This window comes from Deinococcus grandis (genome assembly GCF_001485435.1).
GTDB lineage: Bacteria > Deinococcota > Deinococci > Deinococcales > Deinococcaceae > Deinococcus > Deinococcus grandis.
Genome location: NZ_BCMS01000001.1, coordinates 1,572,909 through 1,596,889, shown reverse-complemented (window position 1 = coordinate 1,596,889; position 23,981 = coordinate 1,572,909). Strand labels below are relative to the sequence as shown.

The following is a 23,981-nucleotide window of genomic DNA, read 5'->3' as shown; positions in this document are numbered from 1 at the left end:
GTCTAAAAACGGGCGTTCGGAATCCGGCCCTCACAGCAGAATTCAGGAGTATTGAGGGGCACCTTCAATCTCCTGAACGAGCGGACTCGCAGAGCTGCGAAGCAGAGCGAGCACCTGACAACACCGGCGGTTGGAAGTGGAATTGAAGGGCGTGGTGTTGGCCCTTCAATGGAACTGGAAACCGCTGTCAGAATCCAGCGTTGCCGAGTTCGGCGTGCAGCGAGCGGCGGCGCGGGTGCTCGGCGCGCAGGAGCGCGGCGGCGCTGCGGGCTTCCTCGGCGCCGATGACGGCGCTGGCCTGCCGAAGCATCGTGGCGGCGGCCCGGTACCCGTCGCGGTTGCCCTGGGCGACGGCGTGCGTCACCAGTTTCAGGATCAGCGGCGTGGCTTCCGCGCCGGGGAGAGCCAGGGCGTAGCGGACGGCGAGCGGGCCAGCCAGGATCTTCAGCGGGTCACACCGGCCCATGACCTGCGCGGCCTGCGCGTTCTGCCCGGCGTCGAGCAGCAGGTTGATCAGGGTCGCGAGGCGGTTGGGGTCGCCCCGCCAGGCAGTCACGAGTTCCTGCAGGTCGGTGGCCCAGTCGAGGCTGACCTCGCGGTAGCGGTCCACCCAGGAATGGACCGGATCGACCTGCTCGGGTCCGTCGGGGCCGACCCGGTACAGGATGAAGTTGGCGTCGTGCTGGTCCGTGACCAACGTGGCGCGGCCCTTTCCGGTCAGGGCGTCCAGCGCCACCCGGCGGGCGTCGCCCTGGCGGCCCGAGGCGCGGTACTGCTCGAACAGGTACAGGCGGGCGCCGGGTAGCTTCGGGTTCGTCTCGGCGTGGCGCAGCAGCGCGTCCGCGTGCCCGGCCGCCGTGAAGGCCGCGTGGACGTCGCGCAGGGGCAGTCTGCGGGTGCTGAGTTCCTGCAAGGCCGCCTGGGGGTCGTCGGGGATGAGGCGTTCGATGAGGTGGTGGATGTGCCCGTCGCGCCGCGCGAGGTGCAGGGCGTGCGCGGCGGGCATCAGTCCTTCCCGGTCGAGGTCCAGCATCACGCGGGTGATGGGCGCGCGCCGGTAGGTGGTGAGGTTCTCGCTGGCGCCGTCGAGCACGCCGAGCAGTTCGGCGCGCCGTTCGGGCGGCAGGTTCAGGTACAGCTCGCGCTGCCCGGTGCCGTCGATCTCGCCGGGGTGCCACGTGTGCAGGTGCAGGCACCGGATCAGCAGGTTCAGCGTGTCCGCGCGGTGCGTGTCGCTCGGGTCGCGGCCCAGCAGGAGCAGCAGCGCGGTGCGGGCCGCGTGGGCGAGGTCCGCGCCGGTGTCCACCTCGTCGTGGATGGCGTCCAGGCCGTCCACAAAGGCGCGTACGGCGTTCAGGGCCTCCGGGATGGGGCTGTCGCTGCACGCCTCGAGCAGTTCGTCGGTCATGGCGCCGATGTCACTCAGGTCGGCCCCCTCGTCGTCCCAGTCGTGGTCGGGGTCGTAGTCGACGGTGGCGAAGGCCAGGGCCAGTCGCTCGGCGAGCCCCGTGCCGCCGCCGGGAGCGCTGAGCAGGACGCCCATCAGGTCCGGCGCGTGGTCCAGCATGCGGCGGATCACGCCGCGCAGCGCGGGAGCGTCCAGCGGATCGAGCAGGTCGTCCAGGGACGGCAGCGCGACGAAGTCGCCGGGGCGGATCAGGGCGCGGCGCAGCAGCGCGGCGACGTGCTTGCAGCGCCCATCGCCGCCGACGGGGCAACTGCAGACGGCGTCCCTGACGTTCCCGGCGCGCAGGGTGACCAGCACCTCGTAGTGGTCGGTGCCGTGCGCCGTGCCGCGCAGGTGCTGGTCGTCCCCGTCGGGCTGCCGGGTCAGGCGGGTCAGGCCTCTCGTGTAGGAGGCGCCGCGCGTCCAGGTGCGCTCGTCGATGTGGGCGCGGGCGGTCTTCTCGGTCAGTCCGGTCACGGCGTTTCCCGTCACGGATTACTTGGTGCCGTAGATGCGGTCGCCCGCGTCACCCAGGCCGGGGACGATGTACCCGTGGTCGTTCAGGTGCGAGTCCAGCGCGGCCACGACGATCTCCACGTCCGGGTGGTCGCGTTCGATCACGGCCACACCCTCGGGCGCGGCGAGGATGCACATGAGCTTGATGCTGGTCGCCCCGGCCGCTTTCAGGCTGGCGATGGCGGCGCTGGCGCTGCCCCCGGTGGCGAGCATGGGGTCGGTGAGGAACACACGCCGCTCGGCGATGTCGGTGGGGAGCTTGTTGTAGTACGCGACGGGCCCGAGGGTCTCGGGGTCGCGGTACAGGCCGATGTGGCCGACCTTCGCGGCGGGCACGAGCTGCACGATCGAGTCGGTCATGATCAGCCCGGCGCGCAGGATGGCGACCAGCGCCAGCTTCTTGCCGCTGAGCATGGGGAACTCGGCGGTGGTGATGGGCGTGGTGACTTCCTCCTGGGTGACTTCGAGGTCGCGCATGGCCTCGTAGGCGAGAAGCAGGCTGACCTCGCTGGCCAGCTCGCGGAATTCCTTCACGCCGGTGTGCACGTCGCGCATGACCGAGAGTTTGTGTTGAACGAGGGGATGGGTGACGACAGTAACCATGCGCCCACCATACCCCGCGGCCCGCAGGGCGTCCGGCCCTGGCGGGGCGGCTCAGCCGGGCAGGCGGGCCAGGGCGTGGCGGGCGCGCGGCACCTTCTGGTCGCGCTGGCCCTCGAATTCGTACGGTTCGTTCATCAGGAACCAGTACAGGTCGTGCAGGGTGGTCATGGCGAGGTACGCGCGGTAGCGGGTCAGCGTGGCCGCCGTCTGGTCCGGCAGGAAGGTCAGCGCCGCCTGGAGGCTCTCGTCGGGCGGGAGCAGGTCGAGGGTGCCGGTCTTGAGCAGCGCGAGGTCCCGCAGCGGGTCGTCCCAGTCGGCCTTCGTCCAGTCGATGATCAGCACCTCGCCGTGGGGTTCGCTGATCAGGATGTTGTCGTGCCACAGGTCCAGGTGGCAGAACGCGGCGGGCTGGTCGAGCAGGCCGCGGTCCAGGGGAATCTCGACCGCGTCGAACAGGTCGTCCAGCGGGTAGGCGGCCAGGGCGCTGCGGAAGCGGCGCAGGCGGTCCTGCACGCGGCGCAGGTTCACGCGGCCCCGCGTGGTGCCGTGCAGGGCGCGCAGGCTGGCGCGCAGTTGCGTCAGGGCGCGGGGCACGTCGGGGGTGCGCAGGGGGTGACCGTCGAAGCGGCGCATGATCAGCGCCTCGATGCCGTCCACCTCCAGCGCGTCGATCACGCGGTCGCCCATCCCGGCGCGGCGCATGTTCTCGGCCTCCACGCCGTGCTCGCCCTGGTGGTTGCGGTACACCTTGATGACGGTCTGGCGGTCCTGCGTGGCGTACACGCGGCTCTGCATGCCGGCGTCCACGGGGGTCAGGGGGCCGAACCGCGCTTCCAGGTTCGGGAAGCGCGGGGTGGGGGGGTCTCCGGGGTGGGCGGGGCGCAGGGTCATGCGGCGCTCACTGCGGGAGTTTGTCCAGCAGGCCGACCAGTTTGGCGTCCAGGCCCTTGCCCGCCTGGGGTTTCAGGCGCTCCAGGCCGCCCAGCCGGACGTAGGCGTTCGCGACGGCCAGGATGCGCGCGTACAGCGGGATGTCCTCGCCGCTCAGCCTGTCGGGTTCGCCCTGGCCGTCCACGCGTTCGTGGTGGTGCCGGATGGCCTTCTGCGCCTCGCTGAGGTGCGGGACGCCGTGCAGGAAGTTCGCGCCGACCTGCGCGTGGCCCTGCTCGCCGTGGATCTTGCCGATGTCGTGCAGCATGGACGCGAACCACAGTTCTTCCAGTTCGCGGTCGGTGAGGCCCACGGCGCGGCCCAGTTTCAGGCTGACGTCCGTGACGGCCTGCGCGTGCCCCAGCGAGTCGAAGTCCTGACTCTCGACGGCTTCCACGAGCGCGCCCGTGAGCTGCCGGGCGGCCTGCTTCCATTCCTCGCGGCTCTCGAGGATGCTCAGGATCGGGGCGACGGCCGCGGCCCATTTCGTGACGGCCTCCTGCGCGGCGGGCGCGACGCCGTCGCTGCTGGCCCGGTCGAGTATCAGGGCGCCCAGGTGGCGGCCGCGGACGCTCAGGGGCACGACCAGACTGATCTGCGCGTCGCGCAGTCCGGCCTGTTCGAGTTGCGCGGTGATCTCGGGGCCGTTCGTGTCGAACAGTTCGCGGCTGCCGTCGGGCACGACCCGGGAGCGCATCTGCGCCCAGGGACCGGTCAGGGCGAGGCCCAGCAGGCTCTTGGGGTACCCGCCGAACACGGCCGCGACGCGGTCCTGGCCGCGCCGCACGACCGCGTAGCCCTGCACGTTGCCGCCCATCAGGGTCGCGGCGTACGACAGGGCCCCCTCCAGTACGCCTTCCTGCGTGGGGCGCGACACGAGGTCGGCCAGCACGCGCGTCGGGTCGAGCGGCTCCTGGTTGATCCCGGTCTTGCGCGGGTCTGGAGTGCCGGTCGGGGTCTGGGGGGTGCGGGGACGCCTGAACACGTTGCGGTCAGTATACGCACGCGGGGACGCGCCCCGCCGCGCAGGGGACGCGCGGCGCACGGTCGGGCGGGGGCGGATGCTCTAGGCTGCGCGGATGAGTGAGGTGCAGGCAGTGAACCGTGACGTGACAGAGGCCGTGCGGCGCGCGTACGACCGCTACGGGCGGCGCGCGGGGGAGTGGATGGACCGCTACGCGCGTCAGGGCGGGCGGGTGTACTGCGCGTCGGGGTGCGTGGCGTGCTGCAACATGCCGATCCGCGTGAGTCTGGCCGAGGCGCTCGTGATGGCCGCCGAGCTGGACGAGGGGCTGGCGGCGGCCGTCGAGGCCCACGCCCGCGCGGCGATCGCGAATGCCCGCACGGCCCGCAGTGACGACGAGTACGTGCAGCGTCACCGGACCGAGGTGGGCTTCTGCCCGATCCTGGACCGGGAGACCGGCGGGTGCAGCCGCTACGAGGCGCGCCCGACGCGCTGCCGGGACACGTTCAGCGCGTTCCCGGCGCATTTCTGCGAGGCGGGCGTGTGGGAGCGCATGACCGCCCGTGAGCGGGCCGAGTACCGCCGTGAGGTCGCGCGGACGCCCGGCACGGACGGCGAACTGCATTTCATCGCGCCGCTGGAGCACCTGAGCGAACCGATCTGGGAGACGGCGTCGCGGGCGATGGTGGACGCCTGGGGGGTGGAAGTCTGGGGCGACTACTGGGTGCTGACGACCCTGGCGCGGGACGAGCGGTTCATGGCGGCGATCATGGCCGGGGACACGCGCGCGGCGTGGCAGCGGGCGTCGGGGCGGGGGCTGGCGCACCGCATGCTGCTGGAATTCGCGTGACCGCCCCGGCCCTGTCGGCCTCTCCCCTGCCGTCTGGGACGCTGCTGCTGGTGCGGCACGCCCGCGCGGCGGGGCAGGAACCCGGGGCGGACCTGACCGGGGAGGGGCACGCGGGCGCGGCCGGGCTGGTGCCCGCGCTGCGCGGACTGGGCGTCACCCGGATCGTGAGCAGCCCGTGGCTTCGTGCCGTGGACACGGCGGCCCCGCTGGCGGCGGCGCTGGGTCTGCCGGTCACGCCCGACGACCGCCTGACCGAGCGGGTCCTGACCGGCGTGCCCCGCGCGGACTGGCGCGAGCGGCTGCGGGACAGCTTCGCGGACGACACGCTGGCCCTGCCGGGCGGCGAGTCCGGCGCGGCGGCCCGGGGGCGCGCTCAGGCGGCGCTGGACACGCACCGCGACCCGGCGGGCGTGACGGTGGTCGTCACCCACGGCAACCTCCTGGCGCTGCTGCTGGGCCTGGGCCATGACGGGTGGGCGGCGCTGCGCAATCCGGACGTGTGGCTCTGGATGCCGGGGGGCACGCCGACCCGCCTGGGTCTCCCGGCGTGACCCGCGCGTTTCACCCGGGTGATCCGCACGCCGCACCGCTGGTGGGCGGGCAGCCGTACGCGGTGGAACGGCACCTCCTGGCGGGCGTCCCGTGTCTGGTGGAACGCCCCGCGCCGGGCCGGGAGGTGCGGGCGGTCTGCGTCGTGTACCACGGCGCGTGGGCGGCCAAGGAGGGCAAGCTGGGCGTGTACGCCGCGCTGGCCGCGTGGGGCGCGGCGGTGGTCCTGCCGGACGCGGCGCTGCACGGCGAACGGCAGGGCGACACCCCGCCGGGTCTGAACGCCCGCAAGTTCGTGTGGGAGAGCGTGCGCCGCACGGTCGCGGAGGCGCCGGCACTGCTAGACGCCGCGCAGGCGGCCTACGGGCGGGTGCCGGTGTGGGTGGTGGGGTCCAGCATGGGCGGGTACGTGACGCAGACCCTCGCGCGGACGGAGGCGCGGGTCGCGCGGGCGGCGGCGCTGATCACGTCCGGCGTGTGGCACGAACCGGAGGTGCGCCGCCCGGACCTCCAGGCGTTCCTTGACCGGCATCGCCCGCTGGTGCACGCGGCGGACGCCGTGCCCACGCCGCTGCTCCTGGGCAGTGGCGGGGCGGACCCGGTGTTCCCACTGGAGGAGCATCACGCGCCCACCGTGGCCGCCTACCGCGCGGCGTACGCCTCGGCGGGGTGCCCGGAGGCCCTGCGTGAGTCGGTGTATCCGGGTGTCGGGCATTACACCAGCGTGCGGATGCGGGACGACACGCTGGCGTTCCTGCTGGGCAGCACCTGAGCGCGCCCCGGACGGCACGCACCTGCTAGCCTCGGGCGGATGACAGAGCGCGGCGCTGATACGGATTCCGTCTGTTTCGTTCACCCCCCGGAAGGACATCGGGTTGCCCACTCCACGGCCGGTCCCCGTTGCTATCCTGCTCGCTCTGCTCCGCAGCCCTCCGAAGCTGCCCGGGTTGTACGCTGGTGCACACCTGTCAACCGGAGTACGTCTGAGTCGCAGTCGAACCCGACCGATACGGCTGAACGGTGTGCCGATACCGTCCCTGACTCACGGGAATCGCCGCCGGTGCGTGCGCCGCGTGTGCTGCTCGTTCCGCCGGATACCCGCCCGCCCACCCTGGACCTGCCCGTGCAGCTGGGGCGCATGACCGGCGCGGAGGTGCGGGTGCCCCCGGCGGCGGCGCTGCCGGACTTCTTCACGCCGGGCGACACCGGGGCGCTCGCAGCGTGGCTGCGGGCCGGGGCGGCGGACGCGGACGTGCTGGTGGTGTGCCTGGAGACGCTGTGCCTGGGCGGGATGATCCCGGCGCGGCGGGTGTCGGACCCGCTGGCGGGGGCGCTCTCGCGGCTGGCGATCCTGGCTGAGTTGAAAGCAGTGAATCCGGCCCTGCGGATCTATGCCTTCGGGGTGATCGTGCGGGTGGCGCACGACAACGACCCGCACGAGGAGAAGGCGTACTACGGCGACTGGGGCCGCGAGCTGCGGGCGTACTCGACGGCCTTCGACCGGCACGCGCGGCACGGCGAGGCGGAACGCGCGGCGCTGGACGCGGCCCGCGCGGCGGTTCCGGCGGACATCCTGGCGGACTGGGTGGGCACCCGTGAGCGCAACCGGGCGCTGCATCTGGCCGCGCTGGACCTGCTTTCGGGTGGAGTGCTGAGTCACCTGTGTCTCACGCTGGACGACACCACGCCGTACGGGCTGGCGGCCTTCGACCGACGCCTACTGGAGGCCCGCGCGGACGAGCTGGGCGTGTGGGACCGCCTGGACGTGTACCCCGGCGCGGACGAGGTGCCGTGCGCGCTGCTGGCCCGCGCGCTGCGCCCGGAGGAGGTGCCGGTGTGGGTGCGCTTCAGTGGCCTGGGCGGGGCGGGTGCGGAGCTGCTGTACGAGGACCGGCCGGCGGGGGAACTCGTGCGGGCGCACCTGCGCGCGGCGGGCTGCCGGCTGGCGGACTCCGTGCAGGAGGCGGCGTTCGTGCTGGCGGTGAACACGCCGGGCACGCGGCAGGCGCACCGGCAGCCGGACTTCGCGGTGGTGGACACGCCGCACCGGCACCTCCCGGCCTTCGTGGACGCGCTGCGCGCGGACCTGCGGGCCGGGCGGGCGGTGAGCGTGGCGGACATCGCGTACCCGAACGGCGCCGAGGCGCGGCTGTGGACGCTGATGGGGGGGCTGCCCCTGGCGGATCTGGCGGGGTTCAGCGCGTGGAACACGGCGGGGAACACGCTGGGGTCGGCGGTGGCGTTCGGGAAGCTCGCGCCGCTCGTGACCGACCGGGCGGCGCAGGCGGAGGCGCTGCTGGCCCGCATCGCGGACGACGTGCTGTACCAGGGCGAGGTCCGGTCGCTGGTCCGCGAGCGGCTGGGCAGCCCCAGTCCCTTCGACCTGGGCGAGCAGCGCGCGGAGGCCGAGTCGGCCCTGCGTGAGCTGCTGCCCCCGCGCGTGCAGGCGGTGTGGGACGCGCACTTCGCGGGGCGCGGCCTGACTCTGGAGCTAGGCAAGCCGCATCTGGCGTGGCCGCGCCTGTTCACCGGAGTGGTGCCGCTGACGGTCACGGCGGCCGGACCGTCCAGCGGAGCCTGACACCTGCACCAATCGGCTGATGCGGCCCAGACGCGCGCGCGGCACACTGGGGGCATGAACGCGCCCGCACCCACCGCCCGCACCCGGCCTGCTGCCCCCTCCCCTGCCTGGTCGGTGGCGGGCGGCCTGCTGGGCCTGGGGACGCTGGTGGCGTGGGCGTGGCTGCTGTTCGGCGTGGCGGGCGGCGTGGAGGTCGTCAACCGCAGCGGCGAGGTCCTCTCGGGCCTGCGGGTGTGCGGCCCGGCCGGCTGCGTGGAGCGGGCGCGGCTGTGGCCGCACCAGTCGTGGCGGGTGCCGGTGGACGGGGAACAGGCGACCGTGCAGGTGGGCGGGGCCGAGGTGGCGCTGGGCTCACTGGACCGGCAGGCGACGCGCGTGGTGGTGGGCGAGGGCGGCGCGGTCCACACGACCACCGAGTGACGCGCGCCGGGTCACCCGGCCGGCGGGACGCTACCCTGTCCGGGTGAAGTTCGCCGTCCTCTCCACCAGCCTCGACCCGGACAGCCGCAGCGCGTGGCTGTGTGACCTCGCGGCCGCGCAGCTGCACGCGCAGGGGCACGAGGTCACGCACCTCGACCTGCGCGTGGCAGCCCTGCCGCCCTTCGACAACGACCAGGGCCCGCAGGGCTGCTACGCGCACCCACACGCCGAGGTCTACCACCGCGCGATCCGCGAGGCGGACGGCGTGTTCCTGGGTGTGCCCGTGTACAACTGGGGGCTGGGCTCGGGCGTGAAGGCGCTGGTGGAACTGACCGGCAGCAGCGACGCGGCGCGCGGCCTGCACGGCGCGTGGTTCGACCGGCCCGTGACGTTCCTGGTGTCCGGCGGACTGGATCACGGGTACCTGAGTCACGGGGCGTTCGCGTTCGGGCTGATGGTGGATTTCCGCTGCGTGGTGAACCCGCACTTCGTGTACGCCACCTCCGCGCACTGGGACGCGCCGGGCGTGCCGGGCGAGTGGCTGCGCGCGCGGCTCTCGCGGACGGTGGACCGGGGCGTGGACCTCTCGGCGCGCCTGCGGGGCCGAGACTACGCCAGCGTGTGGGAACTGTGACCGCCCGCGCGCCCCTGCTGCCGCCCACCGAGAAGCCGCGCGTGATCCTGGAGCACCCGGATTTCTACGTGGTGCACAAGCCCGCGCTGTGGCTGACGCACCCGGTGCGGGCGCGGGTGGACGTGCCGGACCTGCTGACGTTCATGCAGCGCGAGACGGGCGAGGCGGACCTGGCGCCCCCGCACCGGCTGGACCGTGAGACGAGCGGCGCGCAGGTCCTCTCGCGGGACCGGGAGGCGGCGCAGCGGTTCTTCACGCTGTTCAAGACGCATCTGGTCGGCAAGACGTACCTCGCGGTGGTGCACGGCTCGCCGGACTGGGAGCGGCGCACGCTGGACGCCCCGCTGGGTGACCTGGGGCTGGGCGGCGCGAACCGCATCGCCATCCGGCAGGGGGTCGTGCCGGACGGGCGGCCCGCCGTGACGGACTTCCGGGTGGTGGCCCGCCGCGCCGGGCACGCGCTGATCGAGGCGTATCCCCGCTCTGGGCGGCTGCATCAGATCCGCGCGCACCTCTCGCACCTGGGCCTGCCGATGGTCGGGGACAAGATCTACGGGCGGGACCCCGGGGTGTTCCTGCGCTTCATGGAGGAGGGCCAGACGCCGGAACTGACGGCGCGGCTGGGGCTGGCGCGGCAGGCGCTGCACGCGGCGCGCGTGGCATTCCCGTGGGCGGGCGCGCAGGTGGTGGCGGAGGTGCCGCTCGCACCGGACCTGCGGGCGTACTGGGACGCGCTGCCGCCCGACGACATCTGAGCCCTGAAACGTGAGCGGCGCACGTATACTCGCCGGACGATGACCTCTGCCTCCACTTCACGCCCCAGGGTGAGTCCCTGGGTGCTGTCCGCGTTCTGGTTCGGTTCCGCCTTTCACTGGCTGCTGCTGCTGACGATCCTGATGCCCACGAACGTGGTGAGTTTCGTGGGCGAGGCGCAGAAAGGGACGTACCTGGGGGCGCTGACCGCCATCGGGGCGATCATCGCGCTGGTCGTGCCGCCACTGGTAGGCGCGCACAGTGACCGGACCGGGCGGCGCCTGCCGTACCTGAAGCTGGGTGTGGGCGTGAACCTCGCGGGTCTGGCGGTGATGGGCGTGGCGGTCGCGACGCTGGGCGGCATGACGGGCTTCTGGGTGTACCTGCTGGGGTTCCTGCTGGTGCAACTGGGGAACAATTACGCGACGGCGCCGTACTCGGCGTTGATTCCGCAGCTGGTGCCGCCGGAACTGCGCGGGCGCTACAGCGGGATCATGGGGATGCTGCAGGCGACCGCGCAGCTGCTGGGCGCCGTGGCGGGCATCGCGATCGGGCAGCTGGGCCTGCCGCAGGTGGTGGGGTTCGTGCTGATCGCGTTGACGCTGGTCGTCCCGGCGGTCATCACGATGCGGGGCGTGCCGGAGGGGGACGCGCCGCCCGCGCGGACCGGGGAGAGCATGCCGTGGACGCAGCTGTTCACGTTCAAGCCGTTCCTGTGGGTGTTCATCACGCGGGTGCTGTTCGCGCTGGGGCAGTACAGCGTGCAGCCGTTCCTGCAGTACTACGCCGGGGACGTGCTGCGCCAGCGCAACGAGGTCCTGAGCAGTTCGCTGATGCTGGCGTGCATCATCGTGGCGAGCATCCTGTCGGCGGTGGTGGGTGGGCAGCTGAGTGACCGTGTCGGCCGCAAGCCCGTGATCTACGTGGCGGGGACGACCATGGCGGTCGCGGCGCTGCTGCTGCTGCTCGCGCCGAGTTTCGCGGTGGCGCTGGCGCTGTCGGTCGCGTTCGGGCTGGGCTTCGGGGCGTTCACGAGCGTGGACTGGGCGCTGGGCAGCGACGCGATGCCCAGCGAGAAGAGCTACGCGCGGGACATGGGCATCTGGCACGTGGCGTTCGTCGCGCCGCAGTTCGTGGGGCTGCCGCAGGGGCAGCTGCTCGACTGGGGGAACGCGCAGGGCGGGAACCTGGGGTACACGCTGGTGTTCGGGATCGCGGCGGCGTTCTTCCTGCTGGGCGTGATCCTGGTGCGGAACGTGCCGGACACGCGGAAAGCTGCGGCCTGACCGGGAACAGCAGCGGCCCCCACCCTCTGCGGAAGGTGGGGGCCGTTGTTTGCCGGGTTCAGCCGACGTCGGTGATGATCGGGGAGCGGAAATTCCGGTCGTCGGTGTACACCCAGCGGCGGCGGCTGAGCAGCGCGACGATCAGACTGATCAGCGCGACGACGCCCATGCGGCCCATGAAGGTCCAGTACTGCCCCTCGAACGCGCCGAACATCGCGTGGCGCAGCGCGTTGATGACGTCCGTGACGGGGATGACGTTGTGCAGCGTCTGGAAGAACGGGTTGCTGAGTTCCACCGGGTAGCTGCCGCCGCTCGCGGCGAGCTGCACGATCAGCAGCACCAGGGCCAGGATGCGCCCGGCGGGGCCGATCAGGAGGTTCAGGGCCAGGATGACCAGCAGGAACGTCACGCTGCCCGCCAGGGTGGTCAGGATGACCTGTCCGGGGGTAGCGAACTGCACGCCCATCAGGCGCACGCCGATCACGACGATGATCGCCTGCCCCAGCACGATCAGCAGCGGCTGCGTGAGCTTGCGGGCCACGCGGGCGGCCTGCCGGGTCTGGCGGCCACTTTCAGGCAGCAGCAGGTACGGGAAGATGAAGGTGGTCATGGTGGCGCCCACCCACAGGGCCAGCGCGATGAAGTACGGCGCGAAGGCGTTGCCGTTGTTGGGGACGTCCGCGAAGTTGGTGGTGCGGACCTGCACACTCTCGGCGAGGCCGGTGGGGTCGCCGCCCAGTTGCTCGATGCTGGCGGGGACCTTGTCGTGCAGTTCGTTCAGCCCGTCGGTGAGTTTCTGCGCGCCGTCCAGCAGGTCCCCGGTGCCGTTCTTGAGGGTGCGGGTGCCGCTTTCGAGGCTGCTGGCGCCGTCGGCGAGCTGGCGGGCGCTGCTGGCGAGGGTCTTGCCGCCACTGTTCAGGCTGTTGAGGTCCTTCTGAGCGGGGAGTTTCGTGGTGATCTGCCCCAGCGCGCCCTTGATCTTCTCGTTGCCGTCCGCGAGTTTGTTCACGCCCGCCTGGAAGTCTTTCGCCCCACTCGCGAGGGTCTGGGCACCTTGCGCGGCCTTGCGGGTGTTGTCCGCGAGGCTCCTGGCGCCGCTCTGAAGGCTCTGCGCGCCGCTCTGGACCTGCTTGCTGCCCTGCGCGAGCTGCTGCGCGCCGGTCACGGCCTTCTGCGCCCCGGCCTGGGCGCTGGCGGCGCCCTGCGCGAGTTTCTGCGCGCCGCTCTGCACCTGCGCGGCGCCGTCCTGCAGGCTCTTGCTGCCGCTGGTCAGGCCCGACTGTAACTTGTCGGCACCCGCCTGAAGCTGGTTCGCGCCGGTCTGGAGGTCTCCCAGGCCGCTGACGAGGCCCGGCAGCTGCGTGGCGAGCTGCTGCGCGCCGCTGCTGGCGGTCTGCGCAGCCGTCTGCGCCTGCCCCAGGCCGCCCGCGAGTTGCGTGGCGCCGCTCTGGAGGTTGGTCGCGCCGGTGGCGGCGGGCGTGCCTTTCAGGGCGGTGCTCAGCTGCCCGGCGCCGCCCGCGAGGGTCTGCGCGCCGGTCTGCAGCTGCCCGAGGCTGCTGCTCAGTTTCGGCAGTCCGGCGGCGAGTTGCCCGGCGCCGTCGGCGGCCTTCTGCGCTCCGCCTTTTGCTTGACCGAGGCCCGCGCCGAGCTTCTGGGCTCCGGCCTGGAGTTGCACGGCGCCGTCCACGGCGGGTTTCAGACCGCTGGCGACGCCGCTGCGCAGCTGGGCGGCCCCGCCGCTGAGCTGCTGTGCTCCCTTGTTCAGGTCGCCCAGGCCACCGGCCAGTTGCGGCAGTTGCGTGGCGAGCTGGGCGTTGCCGCCCGCGACCTGGGTGGCCCCGGCGTTCAGTTTCGCGGCGCCCGCGGCGAGCTGGTCGCCCCCGGCGGCGAGTTTGGTCAGGCCGCCGCTCAGGCTGGTCGCTCCGGCGGTGAGTTTCGCGGCGCCGTCGCGCAGGGGTTGCAGTTGCTGCCTGCCGGGGGCGGCCTGTTCCAGCTGGCGCAGGCCGCTGCCCAGCTGGGTGACGCCGCCGGTCAGGCGGGTGACGCCGCCGCTGAGGGTCCCGGCGCCGTCGGCCAGTTTGTCGGCGCCGCCTGCGAGTTTGCCCGCGCCGGTCTGGAGGTCGCCCGCACCATTGTTCAGTTTTCGGGTGCCGTCGGTGAGCGTCTGGGCGCCGTCGGCGAGTGTGCGGGTGGCGTCGCGGATGTCCGCGAAGCCGTCCTGCACGTCTTTCAGGCTGGTCTGCACGACGTCCCAGCGGTTCTCGCCGAGTGTGGCGTTCAGGTTGGTGGCGATGGTGTCGGCCACGCGGTCGGCGACGGTGCTGGCGTAGTAGTTCAGGCCCGGCGCGCGGTACAGCTGGAGCAGGCCGTGCTGGGCGCTGCTGCCCGCCACGGCCTTCTGGCTGAAGTCGGCGGGGATGGTCAGGGCGAAGTAGACCTCGCCGTCGCGGACGGCCTGCTGGGCGGCGGCCACGCTGGGGTAGCTGCGGAAGTTCACCGGGGGGTCGTCCCGGAGTTCCTTGACGAGGTCCTGGCCGACGTTGATCTTCTCGCCGCGGGAGACGGTGCCCCGGTCGAGGTTCACGAGGGCGGCGGGCAGCTGGTTCAGGTTCCCGGCGGGATCCCAGACGCTCATGAGGTACACGGCGACGTAGGTGATGGGGATGAACAGGAAGGCCGCGGCGGCGGCCCACATGATCGGGTAGCGCCACAGGCCGCGTTCGGCCGGGGTGAGGGCGCGGTAGCTGTCGTGCAGGGAGGGGCGGGGGGGTGGGGGCTGGGTCATGGGCACCTCGGTGAGAATTCCGGCTTCTGACGTTCCGTCAACTGGTTGTAGTGTGCGCCGCAATCTACACTCTGTCAAGTGACAAATTGTCAGCAACCTGCTAGACTGGGGGCATGAGTGCCCCCGCCTCCCCCACGCCCCGGCGACGCCTGCCCTCCGCCGACCGGCGCCAGCAGATCCTGGGCGGCAGCGAGCGCCTGTTCACCACCCAGGGGTTCGAGGCGGTCAGCATGGGCGACATCGCCGCGCACCTGAACATCTCCCGCCCCACCGTGTACGCCTACTTCACCTCGACCGCCGACATCCTGGGCGAACTGCTCGACCTGCGCCTGACCGAATTCGAGGAGCGGCTGGCGCCCCTGCTGCGCGACCTGAACGCCCAGCCCCGCCCGTTCGCCACGATCCTCTCGCAGCTCATCGAGGAGCGGCCACTGCTGACCCTTCTCCAGAGCGGCAGCGGCCCGGCCTTCACCGAACGCCGACTGGCGGTCTTCCACGACCTCGAAACGCGACTCCAGCATCACGTCACCCCCCCGGGAGGCCGCGGTCGCACCCCGTACCTGCTGACCTGCCTGACCCTGCTGCTGCAGGCGACCGCCACGCACGCCATCACCGCGAACCTCGGCCCGGCGCAGGTCGCGGCGCTCGCCGACACCCTGGACCGCTTCGTGCAGGCCGGACTTCAGGGTACGGCGCCCGGGCAAACATGAAGACCGAGCGTGAAGAAGTGCTCTACCCGGGTGTGACACTCCTGTGAGTCCCGGCGGCGTACCATGACGTCACCAGCGCACAAGTGAATACGCGGGCCGAGTGAAGTCCGCAGCGCGAGAGGCCGGACTCAGCAGAGCGCGGCCTCTCTTCCCGTGGTCCCGCCGCGCGGCCCACCGGCTTCCCGCCCGCGCGCTTCTGTCGCCGGGCTCGCCGTCGCGGACGAGGCGCAGCCTCTATCCTGGGCGCATGACGACCAGCATGCATGGCCGCCGCGTCCTGATCACCGGGGCGACCGGCGGGATCGGCCTGATCACCGCCCGCGAACTCGTGACGCGCGGCGCGCACGTGACCATCGTGGGCCGCAACCCGGACAAGACCGCGCAGGTCGCCCGCGACATCGGCGCGCAGGCGACGCTGCTCGCGGACCTGAGCGAACTGGCCCAGGTCCGCCGGGCCGCGCAGGAGTTCACGGCGCGCGGGGAAGGCCTGGACGTCCTGATCAACAACGCCGGGGCGTTCTTCACCACGCGGCAGGAGACCCGCGAGGGCACCGAGCAGACCTGGGCGCTGAACCACCTCTCGCCGTTCCTGCTGACCCGCGAGCTGCTGCCGCTGCTGCGCGCCGGAAACGCCCCCAGGGTCGTGACGGTCGCGTCCGCCGCGCACATCACGGGCCGCGTCCGCCTGGACGACCCGGAATTCCGCCGGGGCTACGGCGGGTGGGCGGCGTACGCGCAGAGCAAGCTGGCGAACATCCTGTTCGCGCGGGAACTCGCGCGGCGCGAGCCGGGCATCCAGAGCAACAGCCTGCACCCCGGCATGGTCGCCACGGGCTTCGCGCACAACAACGGCGGGTGGGTCAGCCGCGCGTACCGCCTCGTGGACCGCTTCGCGATCACGCCCGAGCAGGGCGCGCAGACGACCATCCACCTCGCGGCGGACCCGGTGAACGTGACCGGCCGGTACTTCAGCGACTCGCGCGAGACCACGCCCGCCCCGCAGGCGCAGGACGACGGGACGGCCCTGCGCCTGTGGGAGCTGAGCGAGGCGACGGTGAACGCGCACCTGAACTGATCCGCAGCCCGTCTTTTTGCACCGGGTTCAGTTTTGCGGGGGCCGCGCCTCCGACCCCACTACGCTGAACACCTGATGACCACACTAGCCTTCCTTGGCCTGGGCGCCATGGGCGACCCGATGGCCGCGCACCTCGCCACGCACGCCCGCGCGCACGGGCACCGCGCCCTGGTCTGGAACCGCACCGCCGCGAAAGCCGGGGCGCACGCCGCCGCGCACGGCACGCACCCCGCCACGCTGGCGGAAGCCGCCACGGCCGACGTGATCTTCACGTGCCTGCCCACCAGCGCCGAGGTGGACGAGGTCATGAACCAGATGCGCCCCCACCTGCGCCCCGGCGCGACCTGGGTGGACTGCACCAGCGGCCACCCGGACGCCGCCACCCGGCAGGCCGCCGAACTGGCCGCGCAGGGCGTCACGTTCCTGGACGCCCCGGTCAGCGGCGGCACGGCCGGCGCGCGGCAGGGCCGCCTGACCGTCATGGTCGGCGGGGACGCCGCCGCGCTGGACGCCGCGCGGCCCCACCTGGCCTTCGCGGGCAAGGTCGTGCACGTCGGCGGGACCGGCTCGGGCTTCGCCGTGAAGGCCGTGAACAACGCCCTGCTGGGCGTGACCCTCTGGGCGACCGGCGAGGGCCTGGCCGTGCTGGGGCGCGCCGGGGTGAACCTGGGCGCCGCGCTGGACGTCATCAACGCCAGCAGCGGCCGCAGCAACGCCAGCGAGAACCTCATCCCGCAGCGCGTCCTGACCCGCGAATTCCCCGCCACGTTCGCGCTGGGCCTGCTCGCCAAGGACGCCGGGATCGCCGTGGACCTCACACAGGGCGTGCAGGGCAGCGCCCCGGTCATCGCGCAGGTCGCCGCACTCCTGCGCGCCGCGCAGCACGCCGTCGGCCCCGCCGAGGACCACACCGCCGCCCTGAAACTGATCGAGGCGATGAACGCCCAGGAGATCCGATGACCACCACCCCCCGCTTCGGCGTCGTCACCGACGGCGGCCTCGACGTCTACCCCACCCTGCATGGCGAGGTGCCGGTCGCGCCGTTCGCCGTGAACTTCGGCAGCACCACCTACCGCATGACCGAGATCACCCGCGAGGACCTGTACCGGCAGCTCCAGACCAACCCCACCCACCCCACCAGCGCCCAGCCCACCCCGCAGGACTGGATGACCGCCATGCAGGCCCCCGGCACGCCCGAGGTGCTGGCCGTGACCACCAGCGCCGCCCTGAGCGGCAGCCACAACTCCGCCGATCAGGCCCGGCAGCTCCTGGAGGGTGGGCCGCAGGTGACGCTGCACGACAGCGGCACGCTGAGCGCCGCCCTGGCCTTCCAGGTCCACGCCGCCGTCACCGCCGCGCAGCGCGGCCTGAGCGTCGCCGAGGCCCGCGAGTGGCTGCGCGCCGTACACGCCGAGACGGAACTGTACTTCACCATCGAGACGCTGGAGTACCTGCGCCGCGGCGGCCGGATAGGGCGCGTGCAGGCGGCCGTGGGCGGCCTGCTGAACCTCAAACCCGTCGTGACCGTGGACAAGGCCGCCGGGACGTACACGAACGCCGCGCGGGCCCGTTCGTACCGCGGCGCGATCCAGGCGCTGACCGAACAGGTCACCCGCCGCTTCGGCGAGGGCACCCCGCTGCGCGTGGGCCTGCTGTTCGGCGATCACCCCGAGGACGCCGACACGGCCCTGACGCAGCTCGCGGCGCGCCACCCCATCGTGTGGTCCGACCGGACCGGCGTGAACCCGGTCCTGAGTGTCCACGTCGGCCCGCGCGCCCTGGGCCTGGCCGCCGCGCCCGGCGCGTGGCCCTGGGACCGCTGACCGCCCGGCGTCGAGGACGCGGGGCAGCGCCCGCCGGGAATCGAGTCCTGGCGGGCGCTGCCCCGCGCTGCGAAACAGGATGACCGTGACCTGCTTCCGACACGAGTGAGTCCCGTTCTCCCCTCTCCCTGCATGGGACTCGCATTTGTGTGGGTCGCGACGGCAGGGTGAGGGGTCCCCCCGCGTCATCCGGCCGCGCCGGTGCGCGTTCAGGCGTGGCAGACCTGGACGGTGAACACGGTGGGTTCCAGTGCCGGGCCGCTGCGCACCCGGGCGTCCGGGCCTGGGGCCTGCGGGCCGCTCCAGACGTTCAGGGTGGCGTCCACGCACGCGGCCCCGGCGTGGTCGGCCAGGGGACTGCGGGGCGTCACGAGGACCGGGGTGCTGCCGGGGTCCAGGGCGGCCGTCTGGCGCGGGTTGCTGCGGGTGACCTCGCTGCCGCGCCCGTCCAGCAGGCGCAGCGTGCCGGTGGCGACGGCCGGGCCGGGCAGGGTGGACTGGAAGGTCGCGCGGGCCTGGACCTCCGCCCCGTCACGCACGAGCTGCACGGTGACCGTGACCTGCCCGGCGATCTCGCCGCCGGGTGTGCGGGCGTCGCGGGTGACGGTGCGGGTGGCCAGCACGCTCCCGGGGGCGGGGGCAGCGGCGGCCGGGCCACTGGACGCCGTCTGATTTGACGGTGCCGGACTGGGCGTGGCGGACCCGGCGGTGGCCAGCACGCTCAGGGCGACGGCGGCCAGTCCGGCGCAGAGCAGCGCGGTCCGGCGGGCGGGCCGTGGGCGGTCCGGGCCGCTCATCAGTCGCCCGCCTGCGGCAGGGGCTCGCGGGTGGGGGCGGCGCCGGGCAGGCGCAGGCCCACGCGGGGCAGTTTGTTCCACTGGACGTTCCGGCGGCGCAGGAACGTCACGCAGGTCATGACGACGACCAGAGACACGAAGGGCCGCAGGAATAGCCGCTGGGTGGGGGTGATCAGCAGGGGCCGCAGGGACTGGCGGCCCAGCAGCAGGGCGGCGGCGGCCACGGCGACGTCCGCGCCGACGTTCAGCAGCAGGGGCAGCAGCGCGTCGTTCATGTGCTGCGTCAGCAGGGCCAGCGCGGCGAGGTCGAAGATGGGTCCTGCGCCACCCAGGGTCAGGCCGTAGACGAGCACGTACGGCAGCGTCAGCCAGCCCAGGCGGCCGCCCCTGGGGTTCATGATCAGGTGGCGGTACTTGCCCATGACCTGGAAGGTGCCGTACATCCAGCGCATCCGCTGGCGCCACAGGCTGCGTAGATCCACGGGCGGTTCGGTGTAGCTCAGGGCGCCGGGTTCGAAGCGCACCTCGTAGCCTTCGGCGGCGATGGCGACGGTCAGGTCCATGTCCTCGGTGATGGTGTCGTGGCTGTAGCGCAGGCGGCGGATCAGGTCGCTGCGGAACGCCCCGGCGGCGCCGGGCACGACACTGACGGCGCCGAGCATGTCCTGCGCGCGTTTTTCCATCTGCTGGCCGACGCTGTACTCCAGGTTCTGCATCTGCGTCAGGGACGTGACCGGCCCGGCGACGCGCACGTCCCCGGCGACCGCGCCCACGCGTGGGTCGTGGAAGTGCCGGGCCAGGGCGGCCAGCGTGCCGGGGGCCAGTGCGGAGTCGGCGTCCACGCTGACCGCGACCGGGTAGGTCAGGTGGTCCGCGGCGAGGTTCAGGGCGCTGGCCTTGCCGCCGTTGGGTTTGCGCAGCACCGTGACGCGCGGGTCGGTGCGGGCGAAGTCCTCGGCGATGGCGGCGGTGGCGTCGGTCGAGCCGTCGTCCACGACGAGCACCTGCAATGCCGGGCCCTGCTGGGCGAGCACGGAGCGCAGGGTGTCGGCGATGCCGACCTCCTCGTTGTACGCGGCGATCATGACGCTCACGCCGGGCAGCGGGGCGCCCTGGGCGCGGGCGCGTCGGCGGGCGGCGGTGCGGGCGTGCGCGAAGGCCAGCGTGACCGTCAGGACGGCCTTGAGGAGCAGCAGGGTGACGATGATCAGCAGCACCCAGCCCAGCAGTGTGGACGGCAAAGCGACAGGAATAGACATGGTGAGGCCTCCCTCGGGGCGGTCTCACCACTGGCTCCACTCGTCTCATGAGGTGACCGATTCGAAGACGAGTATCGTTGCCTCCCGGCATTGTGTGGGGTGGGTCGGGGTCCGGGGACCCTCGGCCATACCCTACGCACCACACGTTAATCGCCCGTTACTGACGGGCCATGAACATCACCTTTGGGGCACGCTGGGCCAGCGTTAAGCGGACCTACAGGCAGAGGGGGCCCGGACGGGGGCATCGGTGCAGCCCGTCCAGAACGCTGCCATCATGCGCGGTGCATGCCTGCCGTCACCCCAACCGCCTGCCGTCCGGCCAGACGCACACCGTTCCGCCCACGCGCCCTTCATGAGTGGATTCTGATCGCGGCCCTGACCGGCCTGCCGTCCGCGCACGCCGCGCCCCTCCCCTCCTGCGGGGTGTTCGGGCTGACGGTGGACAGCCCCGCCGTGCTGGACACCCTGGAACGCAAACTGGGGTGCCGCTTCGGCGCGGTCCGCTGGTTCCAGGACTGGAACACACCGTTCAACCAGGCCTACGCCCGCACCCTGAGTGCTCAGGGCCGCGAACTGGAACTGTCCTGGCAGCCCCGCGTGCGCGCCGCGTCCGGCGTGCGGGGCGTGCCGTACCGCGACATTGCCGCCGGACGGCACGACGCGTACCTGCGGCAGTTCGCGCGCGACATCCGGCGGGGCGGCGTGACGGTCCGCTTGACCTTCGCCCCGGAGATGAACGGCAACTGGGGCGCGTACCAGCTGACCCGCAGCAACACCCCCGCGGATTTCGTGCGGGCGTGGCGGCGGATCGTGAACGTGTTCCGCGCCGAGAAGGCCCCGGTGCGCTGGGTGTGGACACCGAACATCCTGTACCCCGACATGCCCAGCTCGTACCGGGCGCTGTACCCGGGCGGCGAGTGGGTGCACGAGGTCGGCCTGGACGGCTACAACTGGGGCACCACCAACCCCTGGAACCGCTGGCTGAGTTTCCGCGACACCTTCGCCGCGTCGTACCGGCAGCTGAAGCTCGTGGCGGGCGACAAACCCGTGCAGCTGGGCGAACTGGCCAGCGTGGAGCAGGGCGGCAGCAAGGCCGCGTGGATCCGGGACATGTGCGCGGCCCTGCCGGGCTTCGGGCAGATCCGCCGGGCGTTCTGGTTCCACCTGAAAGACGGCCGCGTGGACTGGCGCATCACGACCAGCGAGGCGTCCCTGGACGCGTTCCGCCGCTGCGTCTGCACGCGCCGCTGAAGAGCCCCGCACCAACCCGGCGGCGTACCCCCGGATGGGTGGAATGCCGTCCTGTCCAGCCAGGAGCGGCATTCATGTAAGAGGTTTGAAGGAGACTTCAGGAGACACTCACAGCGCAGTCGAGCATCCCGATGCTCAGGGCAAACCCGCCGCGAGGCGGGGACGCAAAGCCACGGAACCCACAGGGTCAGCCGGGCCACCAGAGGGAGACGCCACATGACCATCCACCGAACCGCCGCCGCCGCCCTGCTGGGCCTGTGGCTCACCGCGTGCAACGACCTGTCCACCCCGCAGGCCACCGGAACCACCCTGCGCCCCGCCGCCGCCACCTGGACCGAGACCTTCGACACGCTGGACAGCGCCCGCTGGATCCGCTCCAGCTGGCCCGGCTTCTGGCAGGCGCCCGGACTGACCGGCGGGTTCGACCCGGCGCTCGCCAGCGTGAAGGGCGGCCACCTGCTGCTCACCCTGAACGTGCAGGCCTGCGCGACCGGCCTGTGCGCCCGCGCCGCCGAGATCCAGAGCGCACAGACCTTCGGCTTCGGGCGGTACACCTACCGCTTCCGCGCCGCCAGCACCAGCGCCAACCCCTCCCGCAGCGGCAAGGTCCAGAGCGGGAACATCAGCGGCGCGTTCAGCTTCGTGAACGAGAGCGCCACCGAGATCGACCTGGAAATCGAAGGCAACCGCCCCAGAACCCTGAACGCGGCCGTGTGGAACACCGTGAACAACAAGAGTTACAGCGTGCTGCCCACCGGCGTCACCTTCGGGCAGAGCTTCCAGACCCTGACGTACGAGTGGCGCCCCGACCGCGTCACGTACTTCCTGAACGGCACGAAAGTCTGGGAGACCACGCAGAACGTCCCGCAGCAGGCCGCACACATCATGCTGAACGTGTGGCCCACCGACAGCGCCGCGTGGGGCGGCACCGCCACGACCGGCACCGTGCACATGCTGGTGGACGAAATCAGCTTCGAGGCGTTCTAATACGGGATTGAATTGACTTGCTTGCACCGTGATCGCGTTCCGTTGTCCCCTCTCCCCCTGTGGGAGAGGGAGGGAGGCGCGAAGCGACGGAAGGGTGAGGGGGCCACCGGGCGACTCCGAATGATGTGGAATCACTTGAATCCGGTATGACCTGCCCGCGCCAGGAGGGGTCCAGTGAGCGAACCGATCTGACTGGTGCCACATGCGGCATGCATGTTCGACCCCGATCTGACCTGTGGCTGCCCGGAGGCCTCGCCAGCGCCCTCCTATCCAGTCGGGTCAGGCCGGGAAGGGCAGCGTGCCGGCCGCCGCGAGGTTCCCGCCGAGCCAGCGCAGCGCGGCGCGGCGTGCTTCGGCCTGGAAGCCGTAGGTGAGCAGTGCGGGGGCGTTCACGTCCAGCGCGGCGTAGGGGTTGTACAGCGCGAGGTGCAGGTCCGGGCGGACCCCTCGCAGCGCGGCGTGCCGGTGGCGGGAGGTGGTGGCGAGGATCACCGGGAGGCCGTGGGCGCGCAGGGCGGCCCAGTCGAGTTCGGCCGGGTCGTCGAAGGCGTGCAGGTGCACGTCGTATACGCCGCGCAGGTCGTCGGCGAGGGTCTGGGCGTCCACGCTGGCCTCGCTGACGTTCTCGCGGGGAACTTTCGCCTGCGCGACCAGCAGGACGCGTGAACCGGAGGGCGGGGCGACCGGGTCGCGGTACGCGCTCAGGCCGCGCGCCCAGGCGCCCTCCAGCAGCGCCGCGTCCGCCTGCGGGTCCAGGGTGTCGTCGGCCTGCGCGGGGTAGCGGGCGGCCAGGGTCTCCAGTCGGCGCACGCTGGCCTGCATCTGCGCGGCGTCCAGCGTGCCGCGGTCGAGGGCGGCCTGGATGGCGTCCAGGGTCGCCTCCTGCGCCTCGCGGCGGCCGAGGGCCATGACCAGGTCCGCGCCTGCCAGGAGGGCCATCACCCCGGCCTCGCCGCGCCCGTAGTGGTCGTCAATGGCCTTCATGCCCATGGAGTCCGTGACGATCACCCCGTCATAGGCCCACGCCTCGCGCAGCAGGCCGGTCAGGACCGCGCGGGACAGCGTGGCGGGCCGCGCGGGGTCCAGCGCCGGGTAGATGATGTGCGCGGTCATCATGGCGGGCGTGACGGGCAGCAGGTCGCGGAACGGGGCGAACTCCCCGGCCTCCAGGTCGTTCCTGGGTTTGTCCACGCGGGGCAGCGCGAGGTGGCTGTCCAGGCTGGTGTCCCCGTGTCCGGGGAAGTGCTTCACGCACGCGGCGACGCCGGCCCGGTCGTGCCCTGCCAGTGCGGCGCGGCCCATGCGGGTGACCAGCTCCACGTTGGCGCCGAAGGCCCGCTCGCCGATCACGGGGTTGGCGGGGTTCACGTTCACGTCCAGCACGGGCGCGAAGTTCCAGTTGATGCCCACGCGCCGCAGCTGCCGCGCCAGGGCGGCATTCACGTCCGCCGTCAGCACCTCGTCGCCCGCGGCGCCCAGACTCATGGCAGCTGGCGCGAACGGCCAGAAGGTGGGGCGCAGGATCGCGCCGCCCTCGTGGTCCAGGGCGATCAGGGCGTGCTCGCCCATCACGGCGCGCAGGTCCGCGCACAGGGCCGCCAGTTGCGCCTCGGACTCCACGTTCTTGCGGAACAGGCACACGCTGCGGATGCCGTGACGGCGCAGGTACGCGGCGGTGTCGTCGTCCAGGGTGGGGCCGGGGATGTCCACCATCACCAGCGCGCCGCCGGACAGGGGGCCGTTCGGGGTTGGGCTCACGCC

At 72.4% G+C, this 23,981-nt stretch carries 22 protein-coding genes and 2 riboswitches; of the genes, 14 read left to right on the top strand and 8 right to left on the bottom strand.

Annotated features, from left to right (window positions below):
* Nucleotides 1–187 precede the first annotated feature (187 nt).
* The 4 genes from DEIGR_RS07880 to DEIGR_RS07865 are packed head-to-tail and all read right to left on the bottom strand — an operon-like array spanning nucleotide 188 to nucleotide 4,481.
* Nucleotides 188–1,939: an SWIM zinc finger family protein gene (locus tag DEIGR_RS07880; RefSeq protein WP_058976469.1), complete on the bottom strand. Its 1,752-nt coding sequence runs from the start codon at nucleotides 1,937–1,939 to the stop codon at nucleotides 188–190.
* Nucleotides 1,940–1,942: 3 nt separating this feature from the next.
* Entirely contained in the window at nucleotides 1,943–2,566 is a 624-nt protein-coding gene (upp, locus tag DEIGR_RS07875; protein WP_046842371.1) for a uracil phosphoribosyltransferase, read from the bottom strand.
* A gap of 51 nt (nucleotides 2,567–2,617) precedes the next feature.
* Entirely contained in the window at nucleotides 2,618–3,457 is an 840-nt protein-coding gene (locus DEIGR_RS07870; RefSeq protein WP_058976468.1) for an aminoglycoside phosphotransferase family protein, read from the bottom strand.
* Between the two features lie 7 nt (nucleotides 3,458–3,464).
* Nucleotides 3,465–4,481, bottom strand: a complete 1,017-nt coding sequence (locus tag DEIGR_RS07865) for an HD-GYP domain-containing protein (RefSeq protein WP_058976467.1) — start codon at nucleotides 4,479–4,481, stop codon at nucleotides 3,465–3,467.
* Nucleotides 4,482–4,575: 94 nt separating this feature from the next.
* On the opposite strand from DEIGR_RS07865, the gene DEIGR_RS07860 reads away from it, so the two are divergent.
* The 8 genes from DEIGR_RS07860 to DEIGR_RS07825 all read left to right on the top strand — a co-directional run bounded on the left by DEIGR_RS07860 (nucleotide 4,576) and on the right by DEIGR_RS07825 (nucleotide 11,533).
* Nucleotides 4,576–5,310, top strand: coding sequence for a YkgJ family cysteine cluster protein (locus tag DEIGR_RS07860; protein ID WP_058976466.1), 735 nt, complete (start codon nucleotides 4,576–4,578; stop codon nucleotides 5,308–5,310).
* Nucleotides 5,307–5,861 (top strand): histidine phosphatase family protein, encoded by a 555-nt coding sequence (locus tag DEIGR_RS07855; RefSeq protein WP_236704693.1) that lies wholly within the window; start codon nucleotides 5,307–5,309, stop codon nucleotides 5,859–5,861. Before DEIGR_RS07860 ends, DEIGR_RS07855 begins: the two co-directional genes overlap by 4 nt.
* Nucleotides 5,858–6,631: a serine aminopeptidase domain-containing protein gene (locus DEIGR_RS07850; protein ID WP_058976465.1), complete on the top strand. Its 774-nt coding sequence runs from the start codon at nucleotides 5,858–5,860 to the stop codon at nucleotides 6,629–6,631. Before DEIGR_RS07855 ends, DEIGR_RS07850 begins: the two co-directional genes overlap by 4 nt.
* A gap of 288 nt (nucleotides 6,632–6,919) precedes the next feature.
* On the top strand, nucleotides 6,920–8,440 hold the full coding sequence (locus DEIGR_RS07845) for a DUF4127 family protein (protein ID WP_058976464.1): 1,521 nt from the start codon (nucleotides 6,920–6,922) through the stop codon (nucleotides 8,438–8,440).
* A gap of 54 nt (nucleotides 8,441–8,494) precedes the next feature.
* Nucleotides 8,495–8,860 carry a hypothetical protein gene (locus tag DEIGR_RS07840; RefSeq protein ID WP_058976463.1) on the top strand — a complete coding sequence of 122 codons (366 nt, stop codon included), beginning with the start codon at nucleotides 8,495–8,497 and terminating at the stop codon, nucleotides 8,858–8,860.
* A gap of 43 nt (nucleotides 8,861–8,903) precedes the next feature.
* On the top strand, nucleotides 8,904–9,494 hold the full coding sequence (locus tag DEIGR_RS07835) for an NADPH-dependent FMN reductase (RefSeq protein WP_058976462.1): 591 nt from the start codon (nucleotides 8,904–8,906) through the stop codon (nucleotides 9,492–9,494).
* The gene (locus tag DEIGR_RS07830) at nucleotides 9,491–10,249 is read left to right on the top strand and encodes an RluA family pseudouridine synthase (RefSeq protein WP_058976461.1); all 759 of its coding nucleotides are present in this window, start codon (nucleotides 9,491–9,493) and stop codon (nucleotides 10,247–10,249) included. The genes DEIGR_RS07835 and DEIGR_RS07830 overlap by 4 nt, the downstream gene beginning before the upstream one ends.
* A 39-nt stretch (nucleotides 10,250–10,288) precedes the next feature.
* The gene (locus DEIGR_RS07825) at nucleotides 10,289–11,533 is read left to right on the top strand and encodes an MFS transporter (RefSeq protein ID WP_058976460.1); all 1,245 of its coding nucleotides are present in this window, start codon (nucleotides 10,289–10,291) and stop codon (nucleotides 11,531–11,533) included.
* Nucleotides 11,534–11,591: 58 nt separating this feature from the next.
* Here the strand turns inward: DEIGR_RS07825 and DEIGR_RS07820 are convergent, their stop codons facing one another.
* Nucleotides 11,592–14,318 carry a YhgE/Pip domain-containing protein gene (locus DEIGR_RS07820; RefSeq protein ID WP_058976459.1) on the bottom strand — a complete coding sequence of 909 codons (2,727 nt, stop codon included), beginning with the start codon at nucleotides 14,316–14,318 and terminating at the stop codon, nucleotides 11,592–11,594.
* 113 nt (nucleotides 14,319–14,431) lie between these two features.
* On the opposite strand from DEIGR_RS07820, the gene DEIGR_RS07815 reads away from it, so the two are divergent.
* From DEIGR_RS07815 to DEIGR_RS07800, 4 genes are all read left to right on the top strand, one after another.
* The gene (locus DEIGR_RS07815) at nucleotides 14,432–15,028 is read left to right on the top strand and encodes a TetR/AcrR family transcriptional regulator (protein ID WP_058976458.1); all 597 of its coding nucleotides are present in this window, start codon (nucleotides 14,432–14,434) and stop codon (nucleotides 15,026–15,028) included.
* 247 nt (nucleotides 15,029–15,275) lie between these two features.
* Nucleotides 15,276–16,103 (top strand): SDR family oxidoreductase, encoded by an 828-nt coding sequence (locus DEIGR_RS07810; protein WP_058976457.1) that lies wholly within the window; start codon nucleotides 15,276–15,278, stop codon nucleotides 16,101–16,103.
* A gap of 75 nt (nucleotides 16,104–16,178) precedes the next feature.
* Nucleotides 16,179–17,063 carry an NAD(P)-dependent oxidoreductase gene (locus DEIGR_RS07805; RefSeq protein ID WP_058976456.1) on the top strand — a complete coding sequence of 295 codons (885 nt, stop codon included), beginning with the start codon at nucleotides 16,179–16,181 and terminating at the stop codon, nucleotides 17,061–17,063.
* Entirely contained in the window at nucleotides 17,060–17,926 is an 867-nt protein-coding gene (locus DEIGR_RS07800; RefSeq protein WP_058976455.1) for a DegV family protein, read from the top strand. The genes DEIGR_RS07805 and DEIGR_RS07800 overlap by 4 nt, the downstream gene beginning before the upstream one ends.
* Nucleotides 17,927–18,135: 209 nt before the next feature.
* Here the strand turns inward: DEIGR_RS07800 and DEIGR_RS07795 are convergent, their stop codons facing one another.
* Complete coding sequence (locus DEIGR_RS07795) at nucleotides 18,136–18,723, bottom strand: hypothetical protein (protein WP_058976454.1); 588 nt, start codon at nucleotides 18,721–18,723, stop codon at nucleotides 18,136–18,138.
* Entirely contained in the window at nucleotides 18,723–19,982 is a 1,260-nt protein-coding gene (locus DEIGR_RS07790; protein WP_236704692.1) for a glycosyltransferase, read from the bottom strand. The genes DEIGR_RS07795 and DEIGR_RS07790 overlap by 1 nt, the downstream gene beginning before the upstream one ends.
* 7 nt (nucleotides 19,983–19,989) lie before the next feature.
* Nucleotides 19,990–20,076: riboswitch (cyclic di-GMP riboswitch) on the bottom strand.
* Nucleotides 20,077–20,267: 191 nt separating this feature from the next.
* Here DEIGR_RS07790 and DEIGR_RS07785 point away from each other — a divergent pair.
* Together DEIGR_RS07785 and DEIGR_RS07780 are read left to right on the top strand one after the other, a co-directional pair.
* Complete coding sequence (locus DEIGR_RS07785; RefSeq protein WP_153013675.1) at nucleotides 20,268–21,233, top strand: glycoside hydrolase family 26 protein; 966 nt, start codon at nucleotides 20,268–20,270, stop codon at nucleotides 21,231–21,233.
* Between the two features lie 129 nt (nucleotides 21,234–21,362).
* Nucleotides 21,363–21,437: riboswitch (cyclic di-GMP riboswitch) on the top strand.
* A 12-nt stretch (nucleotides 21,438–21,449) separates the two neighbouring features.
* On the top strand, nucleotides 21,450–22,220 hold the full coding sequence (locus DEIGR_RS07780) for a glycoside hydrolase family 16 protein (protein WP_058976453.1): 771 nt from the start codon (nucleotides 21,450–21,452) through the stop codon (nucleotides 22,218–22,220).
* 279 nt (nucleotides 22,221–22,499) lie between these two features.
* Here the strand turns inward: DEIGR_RS07780 and DEIGR_RS07775 are convergent, their stop codons facing one another.
* Entirely contained in the window at nucleotides 22,500–23,978 is a 1,479-nt protein-coding gene (locus DEIGR_RS07775) for a glycoside hydrolase family 3 N-terminal domain-containing protein (RefSeq protein WP_322787157.1), read from the bottom strand.
* Nucleotides 23,979–23,981 lie beyond the last annotated feature (3 nt).

Coding starts and splice junctions, on each gene's coding strand:
- upp (WP_046842371.1), bottom strand. CDS start 2,566: ATGGTTACTGTCGTCACCCATCCCCTCGTTCAACACAAACTCTCGGTC.
- DEIGR_RS07870 (WP_058976468.1), bottom strand. CDS start 3,457: ATGACCCTGCGCCCCGCCCACCCCGGAGACCCCCCCACCCCGCGCTTC.
- DEIGR_RS07860 (WP_058976466.1), top strand. CDS start 4,576: ATGAGTGAGGTGCAGGCAGTGAACCGTGACGTGACAGAGGCCGTGCGG.
- DEIGR_RS07840 (WP_058976463.1), top strand. CDS start 8,495: ATGAACGCGCCCGCACCCACCGCCCGCACCCGGCCTGCTGCCCCCTCC.
- DEIGR_RS07825 (WP_058976460.1), top strand. CDS start 10,289: ATGACCTCTGCCTCCACTTCACGCCCCAGGGTGAGTCCCTGGGTGCTG.
- DEIGR_RS07820 (WP_058976459.1), bottom strand. CDS start 14,318: ATGACCCAGCCCCCACCCCCCCGCCCCTCCCTGCACGACAGCTACCGC.
- DEIGR_RS07815 (WP_058976458.1), top strand. CDS start 14,432: ATGAGTGCCCCCGCCTCCCCCACGCCCCGGCGACGCCTGCCCTCCGCC.
- DEIGR_RS07810 (WP_058976457.1), top strand. CDS start 15,276: ATGACGACCAGCATGCATGGCCGCCGCGTCCTGATCACCGGGGCGACC.
- DEIGR_RS07805 (WP_058976456.1), top strand. CDS start 16,179: ATGACCACACTAGCCTTCCTTGGCCTGGGCGCCATGGGCGACCCGATG.
- DEIGR_RS07800 (WP_058976455.1), top strand. CDS start 17,060: ATGACCACCACCCCCCGCTTCGGCGTCGTCACCGACGGCGGCCTCGAC.
- DEIGR_RS07795 (WP_058976454.1), bottom strand. CDS start 18,723: ATGAGCGGCCCGGACCGCCCACGGCCCGCCCGCCGGACCGCGCTGCTC.
- DEIGR_RS07790 (WP_236704692.1), bottom strand. CDS start 19,982: ATGTCTATTCCTGTCGCTTTGCCGTCCACACTGCTGGGCTGGGTGCTG.
- DEIGR_RS07785 (WP_153013675.1), top strand. CDS start 20,268: ATGCCTGCCGTCACCCCAACCGCCTGCCGTCCGGCCAGACGCACACCG.
- DEIGR_RS07780 (WP_058976453.1), top strand. CDS start 21,450: ATGACCATCCACCGAACCGCCGCCGCCGCCCTGCTGGGCCTGTGGCTC.